The organism is Amycolatopsis vancoresmycina (assembly GCF_000716785.1).
GTDB lineage: Bacteria > Actinomycetota > Actinomycetes > Mycobacteriales > Pseudonocardiaceae > Amycolatopsis > Amycolatopsis vancoresmycina.
This window is the reverse complement of sequence record NZ_JNYY01000003.1, coordinates 128,597-155,397: the sequence shown is the minus strand read 5'-3', so window position 1 is coordinate 155,397 and position 26,801 is coordinate 128,597. Positions and strand designations below refer to the sequence as shown.

2 protein-coding genes (1 of these 2 cut by a window edge) are annotated in these 26,801 nt (G+C 74.9%); both read right to left on the bottom strand.

Going from position 1 to position 26,801, the window contains the following annotated elements; genetic code table 11:
• A protein-coding gene (locus tag OO60_RS47450) for a type I polyketide synthase (RefSeq protein ID WP_051767655.1) crosses the window boundary here: on the bottom strand, positions 1-12,431 show its 5' portion. 2,848 nt of this gene lie to the left of the window's left edge; the window shows 12,431 of its 15,279 coding nt (coding positions 1-12,431); it begins with the start codon at positions 12,429-12,431; its stop codon lies beyond the left edge, outside the window.
• Positions 12,432-26,801 (bottom strand): type I polyketide synthase, encoded by a 14,370-nt coding sequence (locus tag OO60_RS47710; protein ID WP_063749387.1) that lies wholly within the window; start codon positions 26,799-26,801, stop codon positions 12,432-12,434. It lies immediately after the preceding gene.

Genomic DNA, 26,801 nt, shown 5'->3' with positions numbered 1-26,801 from the left:
AGCACCAGTGCGCCGACCGACGCGACCGGTGCACCGCTGGTGTCCGCGACCTCGACGGCGACCGCGTCCCCGGTGCCCGGCCGCAGCCGGACCCGCAGCGCGGTGGCGCCGGTCGCGTGCAGGGTGACGCCGGTCCAGGCGAACGGCAGCCGCGGGCCGGTCTCGCCGTCCCGGAGGCCGAGTGCGTGCAGCGCGGCGTCCAGCAGGGCCGGGTGCAGGCCGAACGCGCCCGCCTGCTGGTCGGGCAGGGCGACTTCGGCGTAGACGTCCTCGCCGAGGCGCCAAGCCGCGCGCAGGCCGCGGAAGGCTGGGCCGTAGCCGAACCCGGACGCCGCCAGGCGGTCGTAGAAGCCGCTCACGTCAACGGCTTCCGCACCGGCAGGTGGCCATTCGGCCAGAGTGGACGGTTGCGTCGCGGCCGCCGGCGCGAGGACGCCCGCGGCGTGCGCGGTCCAGTCGTCGCGGCCTTCGGGTCGCGAGTGGACGGTCAGCTCACGGCGGCCGTCGTCGTCCGGGCCGCCGACCGACACCTGGATCGCGACGGCGTCCTGCTCGCGCAGCACCAGCGGGGCCGACAGGGTCAGTTCCTCGACCACCGGGCACCCGGCCTGGTCACCCGCCCGGATCGCCAGCTCGACGAAGGCGGTGCCGGGCAGCAGGACCGTGCCGAGGACCGCGTGGTCGGCGAGCCACGGCTGCGCGGACAGCGACAACCGTCCGGTGAGGACGACGCCGTTGCCGCCGGCGAGCGGCAGGGTCGCGGCCAGCAGCGGGTGCGCCGCGTCGGTGAGCCCGGCCGCGCCGACGTCCCCGGCGTGCGCCGCGACCTCGGGCCAGAACCGCCGGTGCTGGAAGGCGTACGTCGGCAGCGGAACCCGGCGACCGCCGGTGAACGCGGCCGAGAGGTCGACCGGGACACCGCGGACCCACAGCCCGGCGACCGCGGCGGCGAACGCGCGTTCCTCCGGCCGGTCCCGGCGCAGCAGCGGGACGGCCACGACGTCTTCCCCGAGGCAGTCGGCGGCCATCGCGCTGAGCACCGCGTCCGGCCCGGCTTCGAGGAACGTCCGGACACCCAGGCCGGCCAGGGTCGCGACGGCGTCGGCGAACCGCACCGATGCCCGCACCTGCCGCACCCAGTAGTCCGGTGTGGACAGTTCGGGACCGGCGAGCGCACCGGTCACCGTGGACACCACGGCCCGCTCGGCCGGGTGGTAGGTGAGCCGCCGGGCGACCGCGGCGAAGTCGTCGAGCATCGCGTCCATCCGCGGCGAGTGGAACGCGTGGCTCACCTTGAGCCGCTTGGTCCGCACGCCCGCCGCGGCGAACCCGGCGGCCAGCTCCAGCACGACGTCCTCGTCGCCGGAGACGACGACCGAGCCGGGCCCGTTGACGGCCGCGATGCCCGCCCGGCCGCCGGTCTTGGCCACCTCGGCGGCCACGGCTTCTTCGCCCGCCCGCAGGGAAACCATCGCCCCGCCTTCGGGCAGGGCGTCCATCAGGCGGCCGCGGGCGGCGACCAGCTCGGCGGCGTCGGGCAGCGACAGCACGCCGGCCACGTGCGCGGCGACCAGCTCGCCGATCGAATGGCCGGCCAGGTGGTCCGGCCGCACGCCCCAGCTCTCGGCCAGCCGGAACAGGGCCAGCTCGACGGCGAACAACGCCGTCTGCGTGTAGGCGGTCCGGTCCAGCAGCGCGGCTTCGGGCGTGCCGGGCTCGGCGAACACCAGGTCGCGCAGCGAGTGCTCCAGGTGCGGATCGAGATGGGCGCAGGCTTCGTCGAACGCGTCGGCGTACGCCGGGAACCGCGCGTAGAGCTCGCGGCCCATGCCGGCGCGCTGGGCACCCTGCCCGGTGAACAGCACGGCCAGTGGGCCGGCGGCCGTCTCGCCCGAGATGACGCCGGGGGCGGGCGTGCCTTCGGCGAGCGCGGTCAGGCCGGTCCGGAAGTCCTCGGCGGTGGTTCCGAGCACGACGGCCCGGTGGTCCAGCGCGGCCCGGCCGGTGGCCAGCGAGAACCCGACGTCGACCGGGTTTTCGTCCACTTCGGACAGCCGGGCGGCCTGGGCCCGCAGCGCGGCCACCGTCCGGCCGGACACCGGCCACGGCACCGGCCCGGCTGCTTCCGGCGTGCCCGGCACCGGCGCGGGCCCGGCCTGCTCGATGATGGTGTGGGCGTTGGTGCCGGAGATGCCGAAGGAGGAGATCCCGGCCCGGCGCGGCCGGTCGGCCGGCCACTCGCGGGCCTCGGTCAGCAGCCGGACCGCGCCCGCCGACCAGTCCACGTGGGACGTCGGCGCGTCGACGTGCAGGGACTGCGGCAGCAGCTCGTGCCGCATGGCCATGACCATCTTGATGATCCCGGCGACGCCGGCGGCGGCCTGCGTGTGGCCGATGTTCGACTTCACCGAACCCAGCCACAACGGCGTCTCGCGGTCCTGGCCGTAGGTGGCCAGCACGGCCTGTGCCTCGATCGGGTCGCCCAGGGTGGTCCCGGTGCCGTGCGCCTCGACGACGTCCACATCGGACGGCTGCAGGCCCGCGTTCGCCAGCGCCGCCCGGATGACCCGCTGCTGCGAGGGGCCGTTCGGGGCGGTCAGGCCGTTCGACGCGCCGTCGGAGTTGACCGCCGAACCGCGGACGATCGCCAGGACCTCGTGGCCGTTGCGCCGGGCGTCCGAAAGCCGCTCCAGCAGGAGCAGCCCGGCGCCTTCGGCCCAGCCGGTGCCGTCGGCGGCCTCGGCGAACGGCTTGCAGCGGCCGTCGGGGGCGAGCCCGCGCTGCCGGCTGAACTCGACGAACGCGCCCGGGGTCGACATCACGGTGACACCGCCGGCGACGGCCATCGCGGACTCGCCCTGCCGCAGCGACTGGCAGGCCAGGTGCAGCGCGACCAGCGACGACGAACAGGCCGTGTCGACCGCGACCGACGGCCCTTCGAGGCCGAAGGTGTAGGAGACGCGCCCGGCGATGACGCTCGTGGTGTTGCCGGTCAGGAGGTGCCCCTCGACGCCGGAAGACGCGCCGAGCATGGTGACGTAGTCCTGGCCGTTGGTCCCGGCGAACACGCCGGTTTTCGTGCCGCGCAGCGAGTGCGGGTCGATGCCGGCCCGCTCGAACAGCTCCCACGACGTCTCCAGCAGCAGCCGCTGCTGCGGGTCCATGGCCAGCGCCTCGCGCGGCGAGATCCCGAAGAACCCGGCGTCGAACTCGCCGACGCCCTCGAGGAAGCCGCCCTCGCGGGCGTAGCTGCGGCCGCTCTTGCCCGGGTCCGGGTCGTAGAGCGCGCCGACGTCCCAGCCGCGGTCGGCGGGGAACGCGGAGATGCCGTCGCCGCCCGCGCCGACCAGGCGCCAGAGGTCCTCCGGGGACCGGACCCCGCCCGGGTAGCGGCAGCTCATCGCGACGATGGCGATCGGCTCGTCGCCGGTGACGGCCACGGTGGACGATTCCGGTGCCGGGGTGTCGTCGCCGAAGACCTCGCCGAGCAGGCGGTCGGTCAGGTCGGCCGGGGTCGGGTGGTCGAACACGAGCGTCGAAGGCAGGGCGAGGCCGGTTTCGGCGGCCAGCGCGTTGCGCAGTTCGACCGCGGTGAGCGAGTCGAAGCCGAGGTCCTTGAAGGGCCGCGCCGGTTCGATCGCTTCGCCGCCGTCGTGCCCGAGGACCGCCGCGGCGCGGGCGCGCACGACGTCCAGGAGCACGCGACGGCGTTCGGGCGCGGGCAGCGCGGCGAGCCGGGTGGTCAGCTCGGCCGCACCGCGCTCACCGGTGTCCTCGCCGGCGTTGAACTCGGGCAGTTCGGCCATGAGCGGCCGGGACCGGGCGGCCGCGTACGACGGCGCGAACCGGGCCCAGTCGACGTCGGCGACGACGACCGTGGTCTCCCCCAGCTCGACGGCCTGCAGGAGCGCGCGCATGCCCAAGCCGGGGTCGAGTGGGAGGAGGCCGCGGCGGCGGAGCAGTTCTTCGCCCGCTTCGGAGGCTCCCATCCCGGCGCCCGCCCACGGGCCCCAGGCGATCGACGTCGCCTTCGCGCCGCGGACGCGGCGCTGTTCGGCGAGCGCGTCGAGGTGCGCGTTGGCCGCGGCGTAGGCGCCCTGGTGCCCGCTGCCCCAGACCCCGGCGATCGAGGAGAAGAGCACGAACGCTTCGAGGCCGTCGCCGAGCAGCTCGTCGAGGTGGGTGGCGCCGTCGACCTTGGCGCCGACCACATCGGCGAAGTCCGCTGTGGACGATTCGGTGATCGGGGTGAACCGGCCGTGCCCCGCCGCGTGGAAGACGGCACCGACGGAACGTCCATTGAGGACTTCGGCCAGTGCGGCGCGGTCGGCGACGTCGCAGGCCACGATCTCGGGTTCGGCGCCGAGGACACGCAGCTGCGTCGCGAGGTCCGCCGCGCCCGGCGCGTCCGGGCCGCGGCGGCTGAGCAGCAGCAGGTCCCGGACGCCGCGGGCGGCCAGGGTCCGGGCCAGCGCGCTGCCCAGGGCCCCGGTGCCGCCGGTGATCAGGACGGGCCCCTCGGGCCGCCAGGTGCCGGGTTCGGTGCCCGCCGGGGCACGGACCAGCCGGGGCACGAAGGCGCCGGACGTCCGCAGGGCCACCTGATCTTCGGCGGTGCCCGCGGCCAGCAGGGCGGCGAGCCGGTCGTGGCCGCGGTCGTCGAGGGCGGCCGGGAGGTCCAGCAGCCCGATTCCGCGGCCGGTGAGTTCGAGGGCGGCGACCCGGCCGAGGCCCCAGACCTGGGCCTTCGCCGGGTCGGGTGCCGTGTCGGACCGGCCGGTGCGCACGGCTCCGGTGGTGGCGAGCCAGAGCGGGCCGGGCAGGCCGGCCTGCAGCACGGTGAGGGCTTCGGCCAGGTTCGCCGGGAAGGCGAGCGCCCCGGCGATGTCCGACACCTCGCCGATGCCTTCGACGGGGACGGTGTGGATCTCCGCACCGCGGCCGGCCAGGCTTTCCGCGAGCCCCGCGGGTGCGGTGCCGATGAGCAGCCAGGTGCCGGACAGCCGTCCGGCGGGGATCGGGTGCGGCCGCCAGGCGACGCGGTAGCGCCAGGATTCGAGGGTGTTCGCCTCGCGGTGGCGGGTGCGCCAGGCCTGCAGCGCGGGCTGGATGGCGTCGGCGAGGTTTTCGTCGACGGCCAGGTCCCTGGCCAGGTCGCCGTGCTCGACGGCGGCCCAGAACGCCGTGTCGGCGGTGTCGGCGGCCGGCTGCGGGCGGGCGGGTTCGAGCCAGTACCGCTGGTGCTCGAAGGGGTACGTCGGCAGGGGGACGGCCCGTCCCGCCGATCCGGCGTACAGGCTCTCCCAATCCAGGTCGACGCCGTGGACGTGCAGGCGGGCCAGCGCGGTGAACAGGGTGCGTGCTTCGTCGCGGTCGCGGCGGAGGGCGGGGATCGCGGTGCCCGGGACCATCGAGCTGAGGACGCCGTCCGGGCCCAGCTCCAGGAAGACCTTGGCCCCCGCGGCTTCGAGGGTCGTGATGCCGTCGGCGAACCGGACGGCCTCCCGCACGTGGCGGACCCAGTAGTCGGCGGTGAACGGCTCGGCGAGAGCACCGCTCACATTCGAGAGCACCGGTATCTGCGCCGGGTGGTACGTGAGAGTCTCGGCCACCGCGCGGAACTCGGCCAGCATCGGGTCCATCAGCGGCGAATGGAACGCGTGACTGACCTTGAGGCGCTTGGTCTTCGGGAACTGCGCCGCGATGGCGAGAACCTCAGCCTCGTCGCCGGAAATGACCACCGACTCGGGGCCGTTCACCGCCGCGATCGAAACCCCCTCGGTCAACGTGATAGCCGACTCGGGAGCCGCGATGGACACCATCGCACCACCAGACGGCAACGCCTGCATCAACGACGCCCGCGCCGACACCAACCGGCACGCGTCCTCAAGGGACAACACCCCGGCCACATGCGCAGCCGAAATCTCCCCGATCGAATGTCCGGCCACGAAATCCGGACGGACACCGAACGACTCGACCAACCGGAACAACGCCACCTCGACCGCGAACAACGCGGGCTGGGTGAACTCGGTCCGGTCGAGCAGCGCGGCATCCTCGAAGGCGTCGCGTAGTTCCGGTGCGAAGTGCGCGAGAACCGCGTCGAAAGCCTCGGCATACACGGGGAACCGGCCGTAGAGGCCACGGCCCATCCCGGCCCGCTGGGCGCCCTGGCCGGTGAACAGCACCGCCAGCAGCGCATCCCGATCGGCGGTTCCGGTCACCACGGCGGCGTCGGTCCCGCCGTCGGCGAGGACGCCCAGGGCCCGGTCGAGCTCGTCGCCGTCCGCGACGAGGACCGCGCGGTGGTCGTGCGTGGCGCGCGTGAACGCCAGGGAGTACGCGAGGTCCTGCGGTGCCGCGTCCGCGGCCCGGAGCCCGGCGGCCTGGGCCCGCAACGCCGTGGCACTCCGGGCCGACAGGGGCACGAGGGGCGGTGTCGCATCCGGACCGGCGGGCGGCACGACGGCGGGCTCGGCCTCCTCCAGGACGACGTGGGCGTTGGTGCCGCTGACCCCGAACGCCGAGACCGCGGCGCGGCGCGGACCCTCGGAGACCCAGGCGCGTTCCTCGGTGAGCAGTTCGACGGCACCGGCCGACCAGTCCACTTGGGACGACGGCGTGTCGACGTGCAGCGTCCGCGGCAGAACGCCGTGCCGCATGGCGAGGACCATCTTGATCACGCCGGCCACACCGGACGCCGACTGGGTGTGCCCGATGTTGGACTTCAGCGAACCGAGCCACAGTGGCCGATCGCGGCCCCGGCCGTAGGTGGCCAGCAGCGCCTGCGCCTCGATCGGGTCGCCCAGCCGGGTTCCGGTGCCGTGGGCTTCCACCGCGTCGACGTCCGAAGTGGACAGACCGGCACCGGCCAGCGCGGCGCGGATCACGCGTTGCTGGGACGGGCCGTTGGGGGCGCTCAGTCCGTTCGAGGCGCCGTCCTGGTTGACCGCGGAGCCCTTCACGACGGCCAGCACTTCGTGGCCGTTGCGCCGGGCGTCCGACAGCCGCTCCAGCAGCACCAGGCCGACGCCCTCGCCCCAGCCGGTGCCGTCGGCGGCGTCGGCGAAGGACTTGCAGCGGCCGTCCTCGGCGAGCCCGCGCTGGCGGCTGAACTCGACGAACGCCGCCGGGTGCGCCATCACGGTGACCCCGCCGGCCAGCGCCATCGAGCACTCGCCCTGCCGCAGCGACTGGCACGCCAGGTGCAGCGCCACCAGCGACGACGAACACGCCGTGTCCACGGTGACGGCCGGGCCCTCCAGCCCGAACGTGTAAGACAGGCGCCCGGAGACGACGGCCGGGGCACTGCCGGTCAGCAGGTAGCCTTCGGAACCGCCGGACTCGTCGCGCGCACCGACGCCGTAGCCGGAGGAGGTCGCGCCGACGAACACGCCGGTTCCGCTGCCGCGCAGCGAATCCGGGTCGATGCCCGCGCGCTCGAACACCTCCCACGACGTCTCCAGCAGCACGCGCTGCTGCGGGTCCATGGCGAGCGCCTCGCGCGGCGAGATGCCGAAGAAGGCCGCGTCGAACTCCGCGGCCGTGGTCATGAACCCGCCCTCGCGGGTGTAGCTGGTGCCGAGGTTCGCCGGGTCCGGGTCGTACAGCGCGGCCAGGTCCCAGCCGCGGTCGGCGGGGAACGGGCCGACGCCGTCGCCGCCGTCGATCAGCAGGCGCCACAGGTCTTCGGGCGTCCGCACGTCACCCGGGTAGCGGCAGCCCATGGCCACGATGGCGATCGGTTCGCCGGACGCGGCGGCGGTGACCGGGCCGGCGGTGGTGGCGGCCGCGGCGCCGGAGACCTCGTCCAGCAGGAGCCCGGCCAGCGCCCGCGGGTGCGGGTGGTCGAAGACGACGGTCGACGGGAGCCGGACGCCGGTCGCGGCGGTCAGCCGGTTGCGCAGCTCCACGGCGGTCAGCGAGTCGAAGCCGAGGTCGCGGAAGGCCCGGTCGGCGGGGACGGCCGCGCCGGAGTCGTGCCCCAGCACGGCGGCGGCCTGCGCGCGCACGAGCTCGAGCACGTGGTGGGCGGCCTCGCGCGGGCCGAGCCCGCGGACGGCTTCGGCGAGACCGGTGCCGACCTCGGTGACGACCTCCTCCCCGGCGCGCACCTCCGGCAGGTCTTCGATCAGCGGGCGCCGCCGGGCGGCGGTGAACCCGGCGGCGAACCGCGCCCAGTCCATGTCGGCGACGGCCACGAAGGTCTCGTCGGCGTCGAGCGCCTGCTGCAGGGCGGCGATCGCGCGTTCGGGGGCCATCTCGCGCAGGCCACGGCGGCGCAGGTGCTCCTTCGCTTCGGCGCTGCCCGCCATGCCGTCGCCCGCCCACGAGCCCCAGGCAACGGCCGTCGCCGGCCGGCCGGCGGCGCGGCGGCGCGCGGCGAGGGCGTCGAGGTGGGCGTTCGCGGCGGCGTAGGCACCCTGCCCGGCGCTGCCCCAGACACCGGCGTTGGAGGAGAAGAGGACGAAGGCGTCGAGGTCGTCGCCGAGCAGTTCGTCGAGGTGATCGGCGCCGGCGGCCTTGGCGGCGAGGATTTCGGCGAAGTCGGCCACGCTGGTGCCGTCGATGGTCTGCGCCTGCGGCAGGCCGGCGGTGTGCACGACGGCCCGCACGTCGCCGAGTCGTTCGACGAGCGCAGCGACGGCGTCGCGATCGGCGAGGTCGCAGGCGGCGAAGGTGACGCGGGTGCCGAGTTCCGCTTCGAGTTCGGCGGCACCGGGAGCGTCGGCCCCGCGGCGGCTGACGAGGACGAGGTGTTCGGCACCGGCCCGCGCGAGCCACCGGGCGACGTGCCGCCCGAGCGCGCCGGTGCCGCCGGTGACGAGCACGGTGCCCCGCGGACGCCAGTTCCGGCGAGGTTCGGCACCGGGTGCGTGCGCGAGCCGGCGCGCGAAGAGGCCGGAGGCGCGGAGGGCAACCTGGTCTTCGTGGTCGAGCCCGGCGAGAACGGCGGCCAGCCGCCGGGTGGCACGCCGGTCGAGGGTGGCGGGGAGATCGACGAGACCGCCCCACCGTTCGGGGTGTTCGAGGCCGACGACCCGCCCGAGCGCCCAGACCTGAGCGGGATCGGCGGCGGGCGGGGTGTCCCCGGGAAGGGCGGCGACGGCGTTGCGGGTGAGCAGCCAGAGGGGGGCGGTGCTGCCGTCGAGGGCTTGGGTGAGGAGGAGGGTGCCGGGGGCATCGGGGAGCAGGGAGATGACCCCGGCGACGGCGGGCAGATGGGGATCGGCAGCCTCGGTGGGAGCTTCGGCGGCTGCCGCAGACCCGGCACCCGCGCCGGCTTGCAGCGCAGGTCCGGCACCCTCGGCCGCAAGCCCGGCACCACCACCCGCGAGGCTGTCCGCCAGCTCGGCGGCCGCAGACCCGGCACCCGCGCCCGCTTGCACCGCAAGCCCGGCACCCCCGCCGGCGAGGCCGTTCGCCAGCTCGGCGGCCGTCAGACCGCCGCCCGGCCACTCGAGCACCACCGGCTCGGCACCCGCCGCCGTGAGGCAGCTCGTCAGCTCGGTCGTGTCCGTTCCGGCCGGGGCGACCACCGCCCACCGGCCGGACAGCGTTACCGCTTCCGGCTCGGCCAGCGGCTTCCACTCCACGCGGTACCGCCACGCGTCCACAGTGGACTTTTCCTGCCGGAGCCGCCGCCAGTCGGCGAGGGCGGGCAGCAGTTCCGCGAACGACGTCTCCGCGGGCACGCCGATCAGCTCCGCCAGCGCCCCGACGTCGCCGCCGTCGACCGCGGTCCAGAACCGGGCGTCCGCGGGGTCTCCGGTGGCCGGCCGGTCCGGTGCGTCCAGCCAGTACCGCTTGCGCTGGAAGGCGTAGGTTGGCAGGTCGACGATCCGGCCGTCCGGGAAGGCGGGCGTCCAGTCCACCGCGACCCCGTGCACGTGCGCCTCGGCGAGCGCCGTGTGGAACCGGGTCACGCCGCCGTCGTCGCGGCGCAGCGAGCCCAGCGCGAGCACGTCCTCGCCGAGCGCCATGGTCAGCACCGGGTGCGGCGACGCCTCGATGAACGTGCCGAAGCCCTCGCCCTTCAACCGCTCGACCGCCTGATCCAGCCGGACGGTGTGGCGCAGGTTCGCATACCAGTACCCGGCATCCGGCGCGCCGGCCCAGTCGCCGGTCACCGTGGACATGAAGGCGATCTCCGGTGCCCGCGGCGTGATCGGGGCCAGCACTTCGAGGATTTCCTCGCGCAGCTGCTCCACCTGCGCCGAGTGCGACGCATAATCCACCGGCACCCGCTTCGCGCGGACACCGTCGGCCGCACAGCGGGCAACGAGCTCGTCGAGCGCCTCCGGCGCACCGGACACCACCACCGCGGACGGGCCGTTCACCGCCGCGATCGCCAGCCCGTCCGAAAGCAGCGCTTCAACCGCAGTCAGGGGCGCGGCCACCGACACCATGCAGCCCCGCCCGGCCAGCGCCAGGAGCGCGCGGCTGCGCAGGGCGACCACCCGTGCACCGTCCGAAAGGGACAGTGCGCCCGACACCACGGCGGCCGCGATCTCCCCCTGCGAATGGCCGACCACCGCGTCCGGCACCACACCGTACGACCGCCACAACTCGGCCAGGGAGACCATCACCGCGAACAACGCAGGCTGGACGACGTCGACCCGGGCCAGCGGGCCGCGGAGCTCGTCCCGCAGCGACCAGTCCACAAAGGACGACAAGGCGGCCGCGCACTCGTCGAGCCGGGCCGCGAAGACCGGCGACGACGCAGCCAGCTCCAACGCCATCCCCGGCCACTGCGAACCCTGCCCCGGGAACACCAGGGCCACCTTGCCGCGGCTCGCCGCCTCCCCGGTCACCACCGCCGGGCTCGGCGCGCCGGCCGCCAGCGCGGCGAGCCCGTCCGGCCCGGTGACCACGGCCCGGTGGCTGAGCAAGGCCCGCGACTTGGCCAGCGAGAACCCGACGTCGACCGGGTCTCCCCCGTGCGGGAGCAACCCGGCCGCCTGGGCCCGCAACGCTTCCGGCGAACCGGCCGACAGCACCCACGGCACCGGCCCCGAAGCCGCCCGCGGCGGCAGCGGCGACTCCGCCGGTGCCTGCTCCAGGATCACGTGCGCGTTCGTCCCGCTGACCCCGAACGACGAGACGCCGATCCGCCGCGGCTGCCCGGTTTCCGGCCACGGCGTCGCCTCGGTGAGCAGCCGGACCGCCCCCGCGGCCCAGTCCACTCGGGACGATGGCGCGTCGATGTGCAGCGACTGCGGCAGCACACCCGCGCGCATGGCCTGGACGGACTTGATGATCCCGGCCACGCCCGCGGCGGCCTGCGTGTGGCCGAGGTTGGACTTGACCGACCCGAGCCACAACGGCGTCGAACGCCCCTGACCGTAGGCCGACAGCAGCGCCTGGGCCTCGATCGGGTCGCCGAGCCGGGTGCCCGTGCCGTGCGCCTCCACCGCGTCGACGTCCGAAGCGGACAGTGCGGCGTTGGCCAGCGCGGCCCGGATCACCCGCTGCTGCGACGGGCCGTTCGGTGCGGTCAGGCCGCTGCTCGCGCCGTCCTGGTTGACCGCCGAGCCGCGGACGACCGCGAGCACCGGGTGCCCGTGGCGGCGCGCGTCGGAAAGGCGTTCGACGAGCAGCATGCCCGCGCCCTCGCCCCAGCCGGTGCCGTCGGCGGCGTCGGCGAAGGGCTTGCAGCGGCCGTCGGCGGCGAGGCCGCGCTGGCGGCTGAACGCGGTGAACGTGCCCGGCGTGGCCATCACCGTGACGCCGCCGGCCAGCGCCAGCGAGCAGTCGCCGAGCCGGACGGCCTGGCAGGCCAGGTGCAACGCCACGAGCGACGACGAACAGGCCGTGTCGATGGTGACCGCGGGGCCTTCCAGGCCGAGTGTGTAGGCGATCCGGCCGGAGGCGACGCTGCCCGCGCTGCCGTTGCCGAGAAACGCCTCGAACTCCGCATACACGTCCGGGGCGAGCAGCAGCCGCGCCGCGTAGTCGGAGTACATCACCCCGGCGTAGACGCCGACCTTTTCGCCGCGCACCGACGTCGGGTCGATGCCCGCCCGCTCCAGCACCTCCCACGACGTCTCCAGCAGCAGCCGCTGCTGCGGGTCCATGGCCAGTGCCTCGCGCGGCGAGATGCCGAAGAACCCGGCGTCGAAATCGGCCGCGTCGTGCAGGAACGCGCCTTCCCGGGTGTAGCTGGTGCCCGCGCTGCCGGGGTCTTCGTCGTAGAGGCGGGCGAGGTCCCAGCCCCGGTCGGCGGGGAACGCCCCGACCGCGTCTTCCCCGGCGGCCAGCAGGTCCCACAGCTGTTCCGGGGTGCGGACACCGCCGGGGAACCGGCAGCTCATGCCGACGATGGCGACCGGCTCCTGCGCGCGGTCCTCGTTCTCCTTCAGCCGCCGCCGGGCTTCGCGCAGATCGGCCGTGGCCCGCTTGAGGTAGTCCAGGAGCTTCTGTTCGTTCGACATTCAGGACATCCCCAGTTCGTCGTCGAGGAGGTCGAAGATCTCCTCGGCGGTGGCGTCGGCCAGTTCCGTGCCGGGCTCGTCCCGGCGGTCGTCGGTCGCGGTCCACCGGGCCAGCAGCCCGCGCAGGCGTTCGGTGACGCGGTCGCGCTCGCCCTCGGCGGGTTCGGCCGCGGCGAGCACCGCGGCCAGGCGGTCCAGTTCCGCGTGGACGGGCCGGTCGGCCGGCACGCCGTGGGCGGGCAGTTCGGCGCACAGGTGCTTGGTGAGCGCGTCCGGGTTCGGGTAGTCGAAGATCAGCGTGGCGGGCAGCCGCAGCCCGGTCGCCGCGGTGAGCCGGTTGCGCAGCTCCAGCGCGGTCAGCGAGTCGAAGCCGAGGTCGAGGAAGCCGCGTCCGGCTTCGACGGCGTGGCCCGAGGCGTAGCCGAGCACGGCCGCCACCTGGGCGCGCACGACTTCGTCGACGATGCGGAGCTGCTCGGCCTCCGGCCGGCCGGCGAGCCGTTCGGCCAGCCCGGGGCCGGCCGGGACGCCGTCGCGCACGGCCCGCCGCACCGGGGTCCGGACGAGGCCGCGCAGCAGCGCCGGGACCTCGGCCCGGGCCCGCCAGGCGGCGAGGTCGAGGGCGACCGGCATCAGCAGCGGCTCGCCGGTGCCGAGGGCGAGGTCGAACAGCCGCAGCGCGCGGCCGGTGGGCAGGGCGCGGACACCCGAGCGGCCGAGCCGCGACACGTCGTCGTCGCCGAGGTGCGCGGTCAGGCCGCTGCGCGTCTCCCACAGGCCCCAGGCGAGCGAGGTCGCGGCCAGTCCCCGGCCGCGGCGGTGCTGGGCGAGGGCGTCGAGGTAGGCGTTGGCCGCGGAGTAGCCCGCCTGGCCCGCGCCGCCCATCGTCGTCGCGAAGGAGGAGAACAGGACGAACGCGTCCAGGTCCAGGTGCGCGGTGAGCTCGTGCAGGTGCCGGGCGGCGACGGCCTTGGGGCGCAGGACGGTGTCGAGCCGTTCGGGGGTCAGGGCTTCGACGACGCCGTCGTCGAGGGCGCCCGCGGCGTGGACCACCGCGGTCAGCGGGTGCTCGGCGGGGATCTGCGCCAGTGCGTTCTCGAGCGCGGCCCGGTCGGCGACGTCGCAGGCGACGACGGTGACGGACGCGCCGGTCAGCTCGGTGGTGTCGGGGGCGCTGCGGCTGAGCAGCAGCAGGTGCCGGACACCGTGGACGGTCACCAGGTGCCGGGCGAGCAGGCCGCCGAGCACGCCGCTCGCGCCGGTGATCAGCACGGTCCCGTCCTGGTTCCAGGTGTGTTCCTGCTGCGGCGCGGCGGCCCGCGCCAGCCGGGGCACGTGGAATTCGCCACCGCGCACCGCCAGCTGCGGCTCGCCGGACGCGGCCGCCACGCCGGCCCAGGTGGCGAGGTCGTCGGTCGTGTCGACGTCGAGGAGGACGAACCGGTCCGGGTGCTCCGACTGCGCCGAGCGCACGAGCCCCCAGACCGCCGCCGCGGCGGGGTCGGCGGGCGCCTCCCCCACGGCCGACTCGGTGACCAGGACCAGCCGCCCGTCGCCGGGCAGGAAGTCCTGCAGGGTCTTGAGCACTTCGGCCGTCACGTCGCCGCGGCACACCGTGTAGGCCACGGGGCCGGGCTCGCCGAGCGGAACGGCCGGGGCGGCGGGTTCGGCGTCGAGACGCTGCCAGGTGAGGGTGAACAGCGCGTCGGCGCCGTGGTCGGCGGCCGCCGCCAGCTGCCCGGCCGAAATCGGCCGCATGACAAGGGATTCGGCTTCGGCGACCGGGGCGCCGGTTTCGTCGGCGACGGCGACCGAGACGCCGTCCGCACCGAGCGCCCCGAGCCGGACGCGCAGGGTGGTGGCGCCGGTCGCGTACAGCCGGACGCCGGTCCACGCGAACGGCAGCCGGGCACCGGCCTGCGCGCTGGTCAGGCCGATCGGGTGCAGGGCCGCGTCGAGCAGGGCCGGGTGCAGCCCGTAGCGGGCGGCGTCCTGCCCGGCGGGCAGCGCGACCTCGGCGTAGAGGTCGTCGCCGTGCCGCCAGGCCGCGCGCAGGCCCTGGAACGCCGGGCCGTAGCGGTAGCCGTGTCCGGCAAGGGTGTCGTAGTGGCCGTCGACCGGCAGCGGTTCCGCGCCCGGCGGTGGCCACGCGGTGAGGGCCGTGCCCGGCTCGGCACCGGTGGTCAGGAACCCTTCGGCGTGCTGGGTCCAGTCGACGTCGTCGGAGAATCGCGAGTGGACGGTCAGCGCGCGGCGGCCGTGTTCGTCGGCGGCTTCGACGCGGACCTGAAGGGCGACGCCACCGCGTTCCGGCAGCACCAGCGGTGCTTGCAGGGTGAGCTCTTCCACGGTCGCGCAGCCGACCTGGTCACCGGCCTGCACGGCGAGTTCGACGAACGCGGTGCCCGGCAGCAGCACGGTGTCGCCGACCGCGTGATCGGCCAGCCACGGGTGCGTGCGCCGGGAAAGGCGTCCGGTGAGCAGGGTGACGCCGGTGCCCGCGACGGTCACCGCGGCACCGAGCAACGGGTGCCCGGCGTCGGTGAGACCGAGTCCCCCGGCGTCGCCCGCGGTGGTGGCGGTCCACTGTGGCCAGTACCGCTCCTGCTGGAACGGGTAGGTGGGGACGTCGGTGAGCCGGGCGCCGGGGAAGGCCGGGGTCCAGTCGACGGGCACGCCGCTGACGTGCGCCTCGGCCAAGGACGTGTAAAACCGCGTGAGGCCGCCGTCGTCGCGGCGGAGGGAGCCCAGTGCGACGACGTCGTCGCCGAGTGCCATGGTCAGCACCGGGTGCGGGGACGCCTCGATGAACGTGCCGAAGCCCTCGCTCTTGAGCCGGTCGATCGCCGTGTCGAGGCGGACCGTGGTGCGGAGGTTCGTGTACCAGTACTCGGCGTCGACCCGTTCGTTCCATTCGCCCGTCACGGTCGAGATGAAGGCGATCTCACCTTCCCCCGGGGTGATCGGAGCCAGCACGTCGAGGAGTTCTTCCCGCAGCTGCTCCACCTGCGCCGAGTGCGACGCGTAGTCCACCGGGACCCGCTTCGCGCGGATCCCGTCCGCCTCGCACGACGCGATCAGGTCGTCCAAAGCCTGCGGTGTCCCGGAAACGACCACCGCGGCCGGGCCGTTGACCGCCGCGATCGACAGCCCGTCGGTCAGCCGCGCTGCCACGGCGGCGAGGGGTGCGGCCACCGAGACCATGCCGCCTCGACCGGCCAGGGCGAGGATCGCCTTGCTGCGCAACGCCACCACCCGGGCACCGTCTTCGAGCGACAGCGCGCCGGACACCACCGCGGCCGCGATCTCCCCCTGCGAATGCCCGACGACCGCGTCCGGCACCATGCCGAAGGAGCGCCACAGTTCCGCCAGCGACACCATCACCGCGAACAGGGCGGGCTGGACCACGTCGACCCGGGCGAGCGCCTCCGCGTCGGCGAGGACATCCCGGAGTTTCCAGTCCACAAAGGACTCGATGGCCACCGCACACTCGTCGAGCCGAGCCGCGAACACCGGCGAGGACTCCGCCAGGTCGAGGGCCATGCCCGCCCACTGCGAACCCTGGCCCGGGAAGACCAATGCCACCTTGCCGGGAGTACCGGCGATTCCGGTGACGACGTCGGCCGCGGGCCGCCCTTCGGCGACGGCGGACAGCGCGTCGGCGCCGAGGACCACCGCGCGGTACGGGAACCGGGACCGAGCCGTCGCCAGCGAGAACCCGATGTCCGCCGGATGGCCGTCGACCTCGGCGAGGGCAGCGGCCTGGTCGCGCAGGGCGGCCTCGGTCCGGCCGGCCAGCACCCAGGGCACGGGCCCGGAGACCGGCTCGCGCGGCTCGGCGACCGGCTCAGGCACCTCCTCGATGATCGTGTGCGCGTTGGTACCCGAGATCCCGAACGACGACACCCCGGCCCGCCGGGGCCGGTCGGCGATCCACGCGCGGGACTCGGTGAGCAGCTCGACCGCACCGGCCGTCCAGTCCACATGGGACGAAGGCGCGTCGACGTGCAGGGTCTGCGGCAGGACGCCGTGCCGCATCGCCATGACCATCTTGATCACACCCGCCACACCCGCCGCGGCTTGCGTGTGCCCGAGGTTCGACTTGACCGACCCCAGCCACAGCGGCGTTTCCCGCGACTGGCCGTAGGTCGCCAGCACCGCCTGCGCCTCGATGGGGTCACCGAGGGTCGTTCCGGTACCGTGCGCCTCCACGGCGTCCACTTCGGACGCGGAAAGACCGGCGTCGGCGAGGGCCGCCCGGATCACGCGTTGCTGTGACGGGCCGTTCGGGGCGGTCAGGCCGTTCGACGCGCCGTCCGAGTTCACCGCCGAACCACGGACGACGGCGAGGACGCGGCGGCCTTCGCGCAGCGCGTCGGATAGCGGCTGGACCAGCAGCATGCCCGCGCCTTCGGAGAACCCGGCACCGTCGGCCGCCTCGGCGAACGGCTTGCAGCGGCCGTCCGCGGCGAGGCCGCGCTGGAGGCTGAAGTCGACGAACATGCCGGGGGTCGCCATCACGGTCGCGCCCCCGGCCAGCGCCATCGAACATTCGCCGCGCCGCAGCGCCTGCACCGCCAGGTGCAGCGCCACCAGCGACGACGAACACGCCGTGTCCACCGTCAGCGACGGTCCTTCGAGGCCGAACACGTACGACAGCCGTCCGGAGACGACGCTGGCCGCGTTGCCCACTCCGGCGTGGCCTTCCAGGGATTCGGCCGAGCGTTCGAGCAGGGCCGGGTAGTCCTGGCCGTTGGTGCCCGCGAACACGCCGATCCGCTTGCCCCGCACCGAAAGCGGGTCGAGGCCGGCGCGTTCGAAGGCTTCCCACGACGTCTGGAGCAGGAGCCGCTGCTGCGGGTCCATGGCCAGCGCCTCCCGCGGCGAGATGCCGAAGAAGCCGGGGTCGAAGCGGGTGGTGTCGGCGAGGAAACCGCCCTCGCGGGCGTAGCTCTTGCCGGTGACCCCGGGTTCGGGGTCGTAGACCTCGTCGAGGTCCCAGCCGCGGTCGCCGGGGAACGGCGCGATGCCGTCGCCCCCCGCGGCGACCAGCCGCCAGAGGTCCTCGGGCGAGCGGACCCCGCCGGGGAACCGGCAGCCGATGCCGACGATGGCGATCGGCTCGTCCGCGTTCGCGGCGGCCGGGGCCTGCTCGGCGGTCTCGCCGCCGGTGCCGAAGAGCTCGCCCAGGAACCCGGCGAGGACGGTGACCGTCGGGTGGTCGAACACCAGCGTCGCGGGCAGCCGCAGGCCGGTCGCGGTGGCCAGCCGGGTGCGCAGCTCGACCGCGGTCAGCGAGTCGAAGCCGAGTTCGGAGAAGGCGCGGCCGACGTCGACCGCGGCCGGGGAGGCGTGGCCGAGCACGGCCGCGGCCTGCGCGCGGACCAGGTCGGTCAGCACGCGGTGGGCGTCCGGCGCGCTCAGCCCGGCGAGCCGGGCGGCGAAACCGGACGGCGCCGGGGACGACTCCTCGGCGGCCTCGGGGATCTCGGCGAGCAGCGGCCGGGGCCGGGCGGCGGTGAACGCCGGCGCGAACCGCGTCCAGTCGACGTCGGCGACGAGCACGGTGGTGTCGTCGTGGTCGAGCGCCCGGCCGAGCGCGGTCAGCGCCAGTTCGGGGTCGAGCGGCGGGACACCCTCGGCCGTCAGCCGGGCGCGGTCGACACCCTCGTCGGCGTCCCAGACGCCCCAGGCGATCGAGGTGGCGGCCTCGCCGCGGGCCCGGCGGCGCTCGGCGAGTGCGTCGAGGTGGGCGTTGGCCGCCGCGTAGGCGCCGTGCGCGCCGCTGCCGACGACCGCGGCGATCGAGGAGAACAGCACGAAGGCGTCGAGGCCGTCCGGAAGCAGCGCGTCGAGGTGGTCGGCGGCGTCCGCCTTCACGCGGCACGCCCGGTCCAGGAGGTCCGGGCCGGTCTCGGCGAGGGGCGCCAGGTCCGTGCCGGCGGCCGGGTGGAACACCGACCGCACCGGCCCGTGGGCGTCGAGGACCGCGGCCAGCTGGTCGCGGTCGGCGACGTCGCAGGGTGCCTCGATCACGCCGTGTTCGCGCAGGGCTTCGGCACCGGGGAAGGCCGCCGCGGCGAGCACGATCCGGGTGGCGCCCCGGGTGATCAGCCAACGCGCGAGCCGGACGGCCGCGTGGCCGTCGGTATCGGTGACGAGCACCGTGCCTTCGGGCCGCCAGTGGCGGGCCGGCTCCCCCTGGCCGGCGCGCACCAGCCGCCGGGCGAAGACACCGGAAGCACGCAGCGCCACCTGGTCTTCGCCGGTCGTCCCGGCCAGCACGGCGGCCAGCCGGGCACCGGCTGGCTCGTCGAGGTTTCCGGGCAGGTCGACCAGGCCGCCCCAGCGGGCGGGGTGTTCGAGCCCGGCGATCCGGCCGAGTCCCCACACCCGGGCCTGCCGTGGGTCGGGGGCCCGGTCGTCGGCGCCGGTGGCCACGGCCCCTTCGGTGAGGAGCCACAGCGGGGCGTCGAGGCGGGCCAGTTCGAGGGCCGTCGCGGCGTCCGGGCGGACGGCCACGACACCGGCCAAGTCGCTGTCGTCTTCGGCGATCTCGGCGCCGTGGGCGGCCAGGAGGTCCCGGACGTCGTCGCCGTCTCCGACGACTCGCCAGCGGCCGGACAGCCGGGCGGCCGGGGTGGTGACGGGCCGCCAGGCGATCCGGTAGCGCCAGGAGTCCGTTGTGGACTCGTCGCGGCGGCGGCCGCGCCACTTCTCCAGTGCCGGCAGGACGGCGTCGAGCGGGGCGTCTTCGGCGAGGTCGAGTGCGCCCGCGAACGCCGGAACGTCCTGGTCGGCGACGACGTCCCAGAAGCGCTGGTCGGCCTGGACGGGCTCGGTTTCCGGGACGTCGAGCCAGTACCGCTCGCGCTGGAAGGCGTAGGTGGGGAGGTCGGCGGGCCGGGCGCCGCCGAAGGCCGGGGTCCAGTCGACCCGGACCCCGTTGACGTGCGCCTCGGCCAGCGCGGTGTGGAAGCGGGTGAGGCCGCCGTCGTCCCGGCGCAGGCTCCCCAGTGCGACGACGTCGTCGCCGAGCGCCATGGTCAGCACCGGGTGCGGGGACGCTTCGACGAACGTGCCGAAACCTTCGCTCTTCAGCCGCTCGATCGCGGTGTCCAGGCGAACGGTGCTGCGCAGGTTGGTGTACCAGTACTCGGCGTCCAGAACTTCGTCCCATTCGCCGGTCACCGTCGAGAGGAAGGCCGTGTGCGGCTGCTGTGGCTGCACCGGTGCCAGTACGTCGAGGAGTTCGCCGCGCAGCTGCTCGACCTGCGGCGAGTGCGACGCGTAGTCGACCGGGACGCGTTTGACCCGGATGCCGTCCGCGCGGCAGGCCGTGACGAATTCGTCCAGGGCCTCCGGCGTACCCGACACCACCACGGCGGCGGGACCGTTGACGGCAGCGAGCGAGATGCCGTCGGTCAGCCGCTCCTCGACGGTTTCGCGGGACGCCGCGACGGAGACCATGCCGCCGCCCCCGGCCAGCGCCAGGATGGCTTTGCTGCGGAGGGCCACGACTCGAGCGCCGTCTTCCAGGGAGAGGGCGCCCGAGACGACGGCGGCGGCGATTTCGCCCTGGGAGTGCCCGACGACCGCGTCCGGGACCACGCCGAACGACCGCCACAGCTCGGCGAGGGAGACCATCACGGCGAACAACGCGGGCTGGACGACATCGACCCGGGCCAGCGCCGCCGCGTCGGCGAGGACGTCACGCAGCTCCCAGTCCACAAAGGATCCGAGCGCTGTACCGCATTCGTCGAGCCGGGTCGCGAACACCGGCGACGACTCCGCGAGTTCGAGGGCCATCCCCGCCCACTGGGCTCCCTGGCCGGGGAAGACGAGCGCCACTTTGCCCGGCGCGTTCGCTTCTCCGGTGACGACGTTCGCCGCGGGCGCGCCTTCCGCGAGTGCGGTGAGGCCGCCGCGGAGGTCCTCGCCGACCACGACCGCCCGGTGCCGGAACAGGGAGCGCGTGGACGCGAGGGCCGCGCCGACCGACGCGGCCGGAAGCTCCGACCGGCCGAGCAAGGCGGCAGCCTGGGCCCGCAGGGCATCGGCGGTGCGGCCGGACAGCACCCACGGCGCAGGACTATCGGCCGGCGGCTCGGCCACGGTGTCGGGGACGTGTTCCAGGACCGCGTGCGCGTTGGTGCCGCTGACCCCGAACGACGACACCCCGGCCCGGCGCGGCCGGTCCGGCGACCATTCGCGGGCCTCGGTCAGCAGTTCCACCGCACCCGCCGACCAGTCCACATGCGACGATGGCGCGTCGACGTGCAGGGTCCGCGGCAGCACGCCGTGCCGCATCGCCATGACCATCTTGATCACGCCGCCGACCCCGGCCGCGGCTTGGGTGTGGCCGATGTTGGACTTCAGCGAGCCCAGCCACAGCGGCGTTTTCCGCTCCTGGCCGTACGTCTCGAGCAGCGCTTGTGCCTCGATCGGGTCGCCGAGGGTGGTGCCGGTGCCGTGCGCCTCCACGGCGTCCACTTCGGACGCGGCCAGGCCCGCGTTGGCCAGCGCCTGGCGGATCACCTGCTGCTGGGCCGGGCCGTTGGGCGCGGTGAGGCCGTTGGACGCGCCGTCTTGGTTGACCGCCGTCCCGCGGACCACCGCCAGGACCGGGTGGCCGTTGCGGCGGGCGTCGGCCAGCCGTTCCACCAGCAGGAGCCCGGCACCCTCGCCCCAGCCGGTGCCGTCGGCCGCGTCCGCGAACGACTTGCACCGGCCGTCGGCCGCGAGCCCGCGCTGGCGGCTGAACTCGACGAACAGCGCCGGTGTCGACAGGACCGTGACCCCGCCGGCCAGCGCCAGGTCGCACTCCCCCTGCCGCAGCGACCGGCACGCCAGGTGCAGCGCCACCAGCGACGACGAGCACGCGGTGTCCACCGTGATCGCCGGTCCTTCGAGGCCGAACGCGTAGGCGATCCGGCCGGAGGCGACACTGCCGGCGCTGCCGTTGCCGAGGTAACCCTCGTAGTCCTCCAGTCCACTTCGGACGTTCTGCAGGCGGGTGGCGTAGTCCTGGTACATCACACCGGCGAACACACCGGTCCGGCTGCCGCGCACGGAATCCGGCACGATCCCGGCGCGCTCGAACGCCTCCCACGCCACTTCCAGCAGCAGCCGCTGCTGCGGGTCGGTCGCGGTCGCCTCGCGCGGCGACATGCCGAAGAACTCGGCGTCGAAGTCGGCAGCGTCGTGGAGGAATCCGCCCTCGCGGACGTAGGACGTCCCGCTACGGGCAGGATCGTCGTCGAAGAGGCCGGTGGGCCAGCCGCGGTCGGCGGGGAACGCCGAAACGGCGTCGCGACCCTCGGCGACCAGCTGCCAGAGGTCGTCCGGTGACGCGATCCCGCCCGGGTAGCGGCAGCTCATCGCGACGATCGCGATGGCGTCGCCGTCGTCGGCCGTGCGCGTGACAGCGGTCTGCCCGGTCCGCCCGGTCCGTCCGGCGAGGTGGGCGGCGAGCACCGCCGGGGTCGGGTGGTCGAACACCAGCGTCGCGGGCAGCCGCAGGCCGGTGGCCGCGGCCAGCCGGTTGCGCAGGTCGACCGCGGTGAGGGAGTCGAACCCGAGGTCCTTGAAGGCGCGGCCGGGGTCGATCGCCCGCGCCGACGCGTGCCCGAGCACGGCGGCGACGTGCGTCCGGACCAGGTCGAGCAGCGCCTCTTCGGAGAGCTCGCCGACGTGGCCACCGGTCGCGGCGGCGCGCCGCGCGGACGGCGGGAAGAGCCCGCGGAACAGCGGCGAAACGGTGCCTTCGGCGGCCTGGCGGCGCAACGCGGCGGCGTCGAGCGCGATCGGGACGAGCGCGGCCGGACCCGCGGTGACGGCCCGGTCGAACAGGGCGAGGCCCTGCGCGGACTCCAGGGGACGCACGCCGGAGCGGCCCAGCCGGTCCCGCGCGCGGTCGTCGAGGTGCCCGGTCATCCCGCTGGCCTCGGCCCACAGGCCCCAGGCGAGCGACACGGCGGGCTGTCCGGCCGCGCGCCGCCGCTGGGCGAGGGCGTCGAGGTAGGCGTTGGCGGCGGCGTAGTTGCCCTGCCCGCTGCCGCCGGTCGTGCCGGCGGCGGCGGAGAACAGCACGAACGCGGCGAGGCCGGTGGTCAGTTCGTCGAGGTGGCGGGCGGCTTCGGCCTTCGGGCGCAGGACCGCGTCCAGCCGCTCCGGGGTGAGCGTCTCGACGACGCCGTCGTCGAGCACCCCGGCGGCGTGCACGACGGCCGTGATCCGGTGCGCGGCCAGCACTTCGGCGAGCCGGTCGCGGTCGGCGGCGTCACCGGCGACGAAGACGGCGTCCGGCAGGTCCGCGGCGAGTTCGGCGGCGCCGGGGGCGTCCGCGCCGCGGCGGCTGAGCAGGACCAGGTTCCGGACACCGTGCTGCCGCGCGAGGTGCCGGGCGACGAGCCCGCCGAGCACCCCCGAGGCGCCGGTCACCAAGACGGCGCCGTCACCCCAGTCCGGCGTCTGCTCAGCGGCGGTGACGCGGGCGAGCCGGGGCACAAAGGACTGTCCATTGCGGATGGCCACTTGCGACTCGGCCGGGATCACCGGGTGGTCCGGGTCGTCGGTGTCCAGCAGCGCGAACCGCCCCGGGTGTTCCGACTGGGCCGACCGCACCAGGCCCCACGCGGCGGCGAGGTCCGGGTCCGGCGCCTCGCCGTCGTGCACGGCGACAGCGCCGGTGGTGACGAAGACGAGCACCTCGGGCCGCTCGGCGGCGAGCCACTCCTGGACGAGCCCGAGCACACGGTGGACCGGCTTGCCGGTGAGCGGTTCGAAGACGACGTCGGTCTCGTCGGCCTCGGCCTGGCTCTCGGTCCAGTCCACTCGGTACAGATCGTCCACGCCGTCCAGGCCACCGGCGGGCAGCGGGCGGAGGACGAGGGATGCCACCGTGGCGACCGGGGCGCCCGACGGGTCCGCGACCTCGACCGTCACCTCGTCCGCGCCACGGCGGGTCAGCCGGACGCGCAGCGCGGACGCGCCGGTGGCGTGCAGCGTCACGCCCGTCCAGGCGAACGGCAGGCGAGGCTGTCCGTCCTCGGTGGACGCAGCCAGGGCGAGGGGGTGCAGGGCCGTGTCGAGCAGGGCCGGGTGCAGGCCGAACCGAGCCGCGTCCGCGGTGTCCGGCAGCTCGACCTCGGCGAAGACCTCCTCGCCGCGGCGCCACGCCGAACGCAGACCCTGGAAGGCGGGGCCGTAGCCGTAGCCGGCCGCCGCGCGGAGGCCGTCGTAGAAGCCGTCGAGGTCGATCCTGGCCGCGCCCTCGGGCGGCCAGGAGTCCAGAGTGAACCCGGGCGCGGGACTGCCGGGGGCGAGCACCCCGGTGGCGTGCCGGGTCCAGGGTTCGTCCTCGTCCCGCCGCGAGTGGATTTCGACGGCACGCCGACCGCTTTCGTCGGCGGCGCCCACCCAGACCTGCAGCGTGCGGGCGCTCGGCAGAGTGAGCGGGGTTTCGAGAGTGAGTTCTTCGACCGTGCCGCAGCCCGTGCGGTCGCCCGCTTGGATCGCCAGTTCGACGAACGCGGTGCCGGGCACGAGAACCGTGTCGTGCACGGCGTGGTCGGCAAGCCACGGCTGGGCTTGCGGCGAGACCCGGCCGGTGAGGACCAGGCCGTCGCCCGCGGCCAGTGTCACGGCCGCGCCGAGCAGGGGGTGTCCGGTGGCGCTCAGGCCGAGCGCGCCCGCGTCGCCCGGGTCCGCGACGACCGCGGGCCAGAACCGTTCCCGCTGGAAGGCGTAGGTGGGCAGGTCGGTCGTGCGGGCGCCGGGGAAGGCCGGGGTCCAGTCGACGGCGACCCCGCGGACGTGCGCTTCGGCCAGCGCGGTGTGGAAGCGGGTGAGGCCGCCGTCGTCGCGTCGCAAGGAGCCCAGCGAGATGACGTCGTCGCCGAGCGCCATGGTCAGCACGGGGTGCGGCGACGCCTCGATGAACGTGCCGAAGCCCTCGTTCTTCAGCCGCTCGATCGCGGTGTCGAGGCGGACGGTGCTGCGCAGGTTCGTGTACCAGTATTCGGCGTCGACCCGTTCGTTCCATTCGCCGGTCACCGTCGAGAGGAAGGCCGTGTGTGACTGCTGCGGCTGCACCGGTGCCAGTACGTCGAGGAGTTCGCCGCGCAGTTGCTCGACCTGCGCCGAGTGGGAGGCGTAGTCCACCGGCACCCGCTTCGCGCGGATCCCGTCGGCTTCACAGGATTCGATCAGCTCATCGAGGGCGTCGGGCGTGCCGGACACCACGACCGCGGACGGGCCGTTGACCGCCGCGATCGACAGGCCCTCGGCCAGCCGTGCTTCGACGGTGTCGAGGGACGCGGCGACCGAGACCATCCCGCCGCGTCCGGCCAGCGCCAGGATCGCCTTGCTGCGCAACACGACCACCCGGGCACCGTCCTCAAGCGACAGTGCACCCGAGACGACCGCCGCGGCGATCTCCCCCTGGGAGTGCCCGACCACCGCGTCCGGCACCACGCCGAAGGAGCGCCACAGCTCCGCCAGCGACACCATCACCGCGAACAACGCGGGCTGCACCACGTCGACCCGGTTCAGCGCGTCCGCGTCGGCCAGGACGTCTCGCAGTTGCCAGTCCACAAAGGACTCCAGGGCGGTGCCGCATTCGTCCAGGCGGGCCGCGAACAGCGGCGAGGACCCCGCGAGTTCGAGCGCCATCCCGGCCCATTGCGAACCCTGCCCCGGGAAGACCAGCGCCACCTTGCCCGGCGTGCCGGCTTCCCCGGTGACGACGTTCGCCGCCGGAGCGCCCGCGGCGAGCGCCGTGAGGCCGCCGGGGAGATCGCCGACCACGACCGCGCGGTGCGGAAACGCCGTCCGGGTGGTGACCAGCGAAAACCCGATGTCCGCGGCGGATGCGTCCAGTCCGGACAGTGCGGCGGCCTGCGCCTTGAGCGCATCCGCGGTCCGCGCGGACAGCACCCACGGCACCGGGCTGATCTCCGCCGAAGGAGTTGGTTCCTCGGCGTCCGGCGCGGCTTCGAGGATGGCGTGGGCGTTGGTGCCGCTCATGCCGAAGGCGGACACGCCCGCGCGGCGCGGCTCGCCGGTCTCCGGCCACGGCCGGGCCTCGGTGAGCAGCCGGACCCCGCCGGACGCCCAGTCGACGTGCGACGTCGGGGCGTCGACGTGCAGCGTCCGCGGCAGGACGCCGTGGCGCATCGCCATCACCATCTTGATCACCCCGGCGACCCCGGCGGCGCCCTGGGTGTGCCCGACGTTCGACTTGAGCGAGCCGAGGAACAGCGGGTCGTCGCCGCTGCGGGCGCGGCCGTAGGTGGCCAGCAGCGCCTGGGCTTCGATGGGATCGCCGAGGGTGGTGCCGGTGCCGTGCGCCTCGACCGCATCGACCTGCTTCGCCGACAGCCGCGCGTTGGCCAGCGCCTCGGTGATCACGCGCTCCTGCGCGGGGCCGTTGGGCGCGGTCAGGCCGTTGGAGGCGCCGTCGGAGTTGATCGCCGAGCCGCGGACCACGGCGAGCACGGGGTGGCCGTGGCGCCGGGCGTCCGAGAGGCGTTCGAGCACCAGCATGCCGGCGCCCTCGCCCCAGCCGGTGCCGTCGGCGGCGTCGGCGAAGGACTTGCACCGGCCGTCGGGGGCGAGGCCGCGCTGGCGGCTGAAGGCGACGAAGGCCGCCGGAGTGGACAGCACGGTCACGCCGCCGGCGAGGGCGAGCGAGCACTCGCGGCGCCGCAGCGCGTGACACGCCCAGTGCAGCGCGACCAGCGAGGAGGAGCAGGCCGTGTCGACCGTGACGGCGGAGCCGCCCAGGCCGAGGAAGTACGCCAGCCGTCCCGAGACGACGGCGGTCGCGGTGCCGGTGAGCAGGTGTCCTTCGAGCTGGTCCCCGGCGCCGCGCATCAGGTTGGCGTAGTCCTGGCCGGTGTTGCCGACGAAGACGCCGGTCCGCGAGCCGGCCAGCGAAGCCGGGTCGATGCGCGCGCGTTCGATGGCCTCCCAGGTCGTCTCCAGCAGCAGCCGCTGCTGGGTGTCCATGGCGAGGGCTTCGCGCGGGGAGATGCCGAAGAACCCGGCGTCGAAGTCGGCGGCGTCGTGCAGGAAACCGCCGGACGCGGTGTGGGAGGTGCCGGGCCGGTCGGGATCGGGGTCGCGGAGCGCGCCGAGGTCCCAGCCGCGGTTTTCGGGGAACCCGGTGATGGCGTCGGTGCCGCTCTCGACCAGGTCCCACAGCTGTTCGGGGCTGCGGACACCGCCGGGCAGCCGGCACCCCATGCCGACGATCGCGATCGGCTCCTGCTCGGCTTCCTCGGCGGCCTGCAGCCGTTGGCGCGTCTGGTGCAGATTGGTCGTGACCCACCTGAGGTGCTCGCGCAGCGTCTCCTCGTCGGCCAT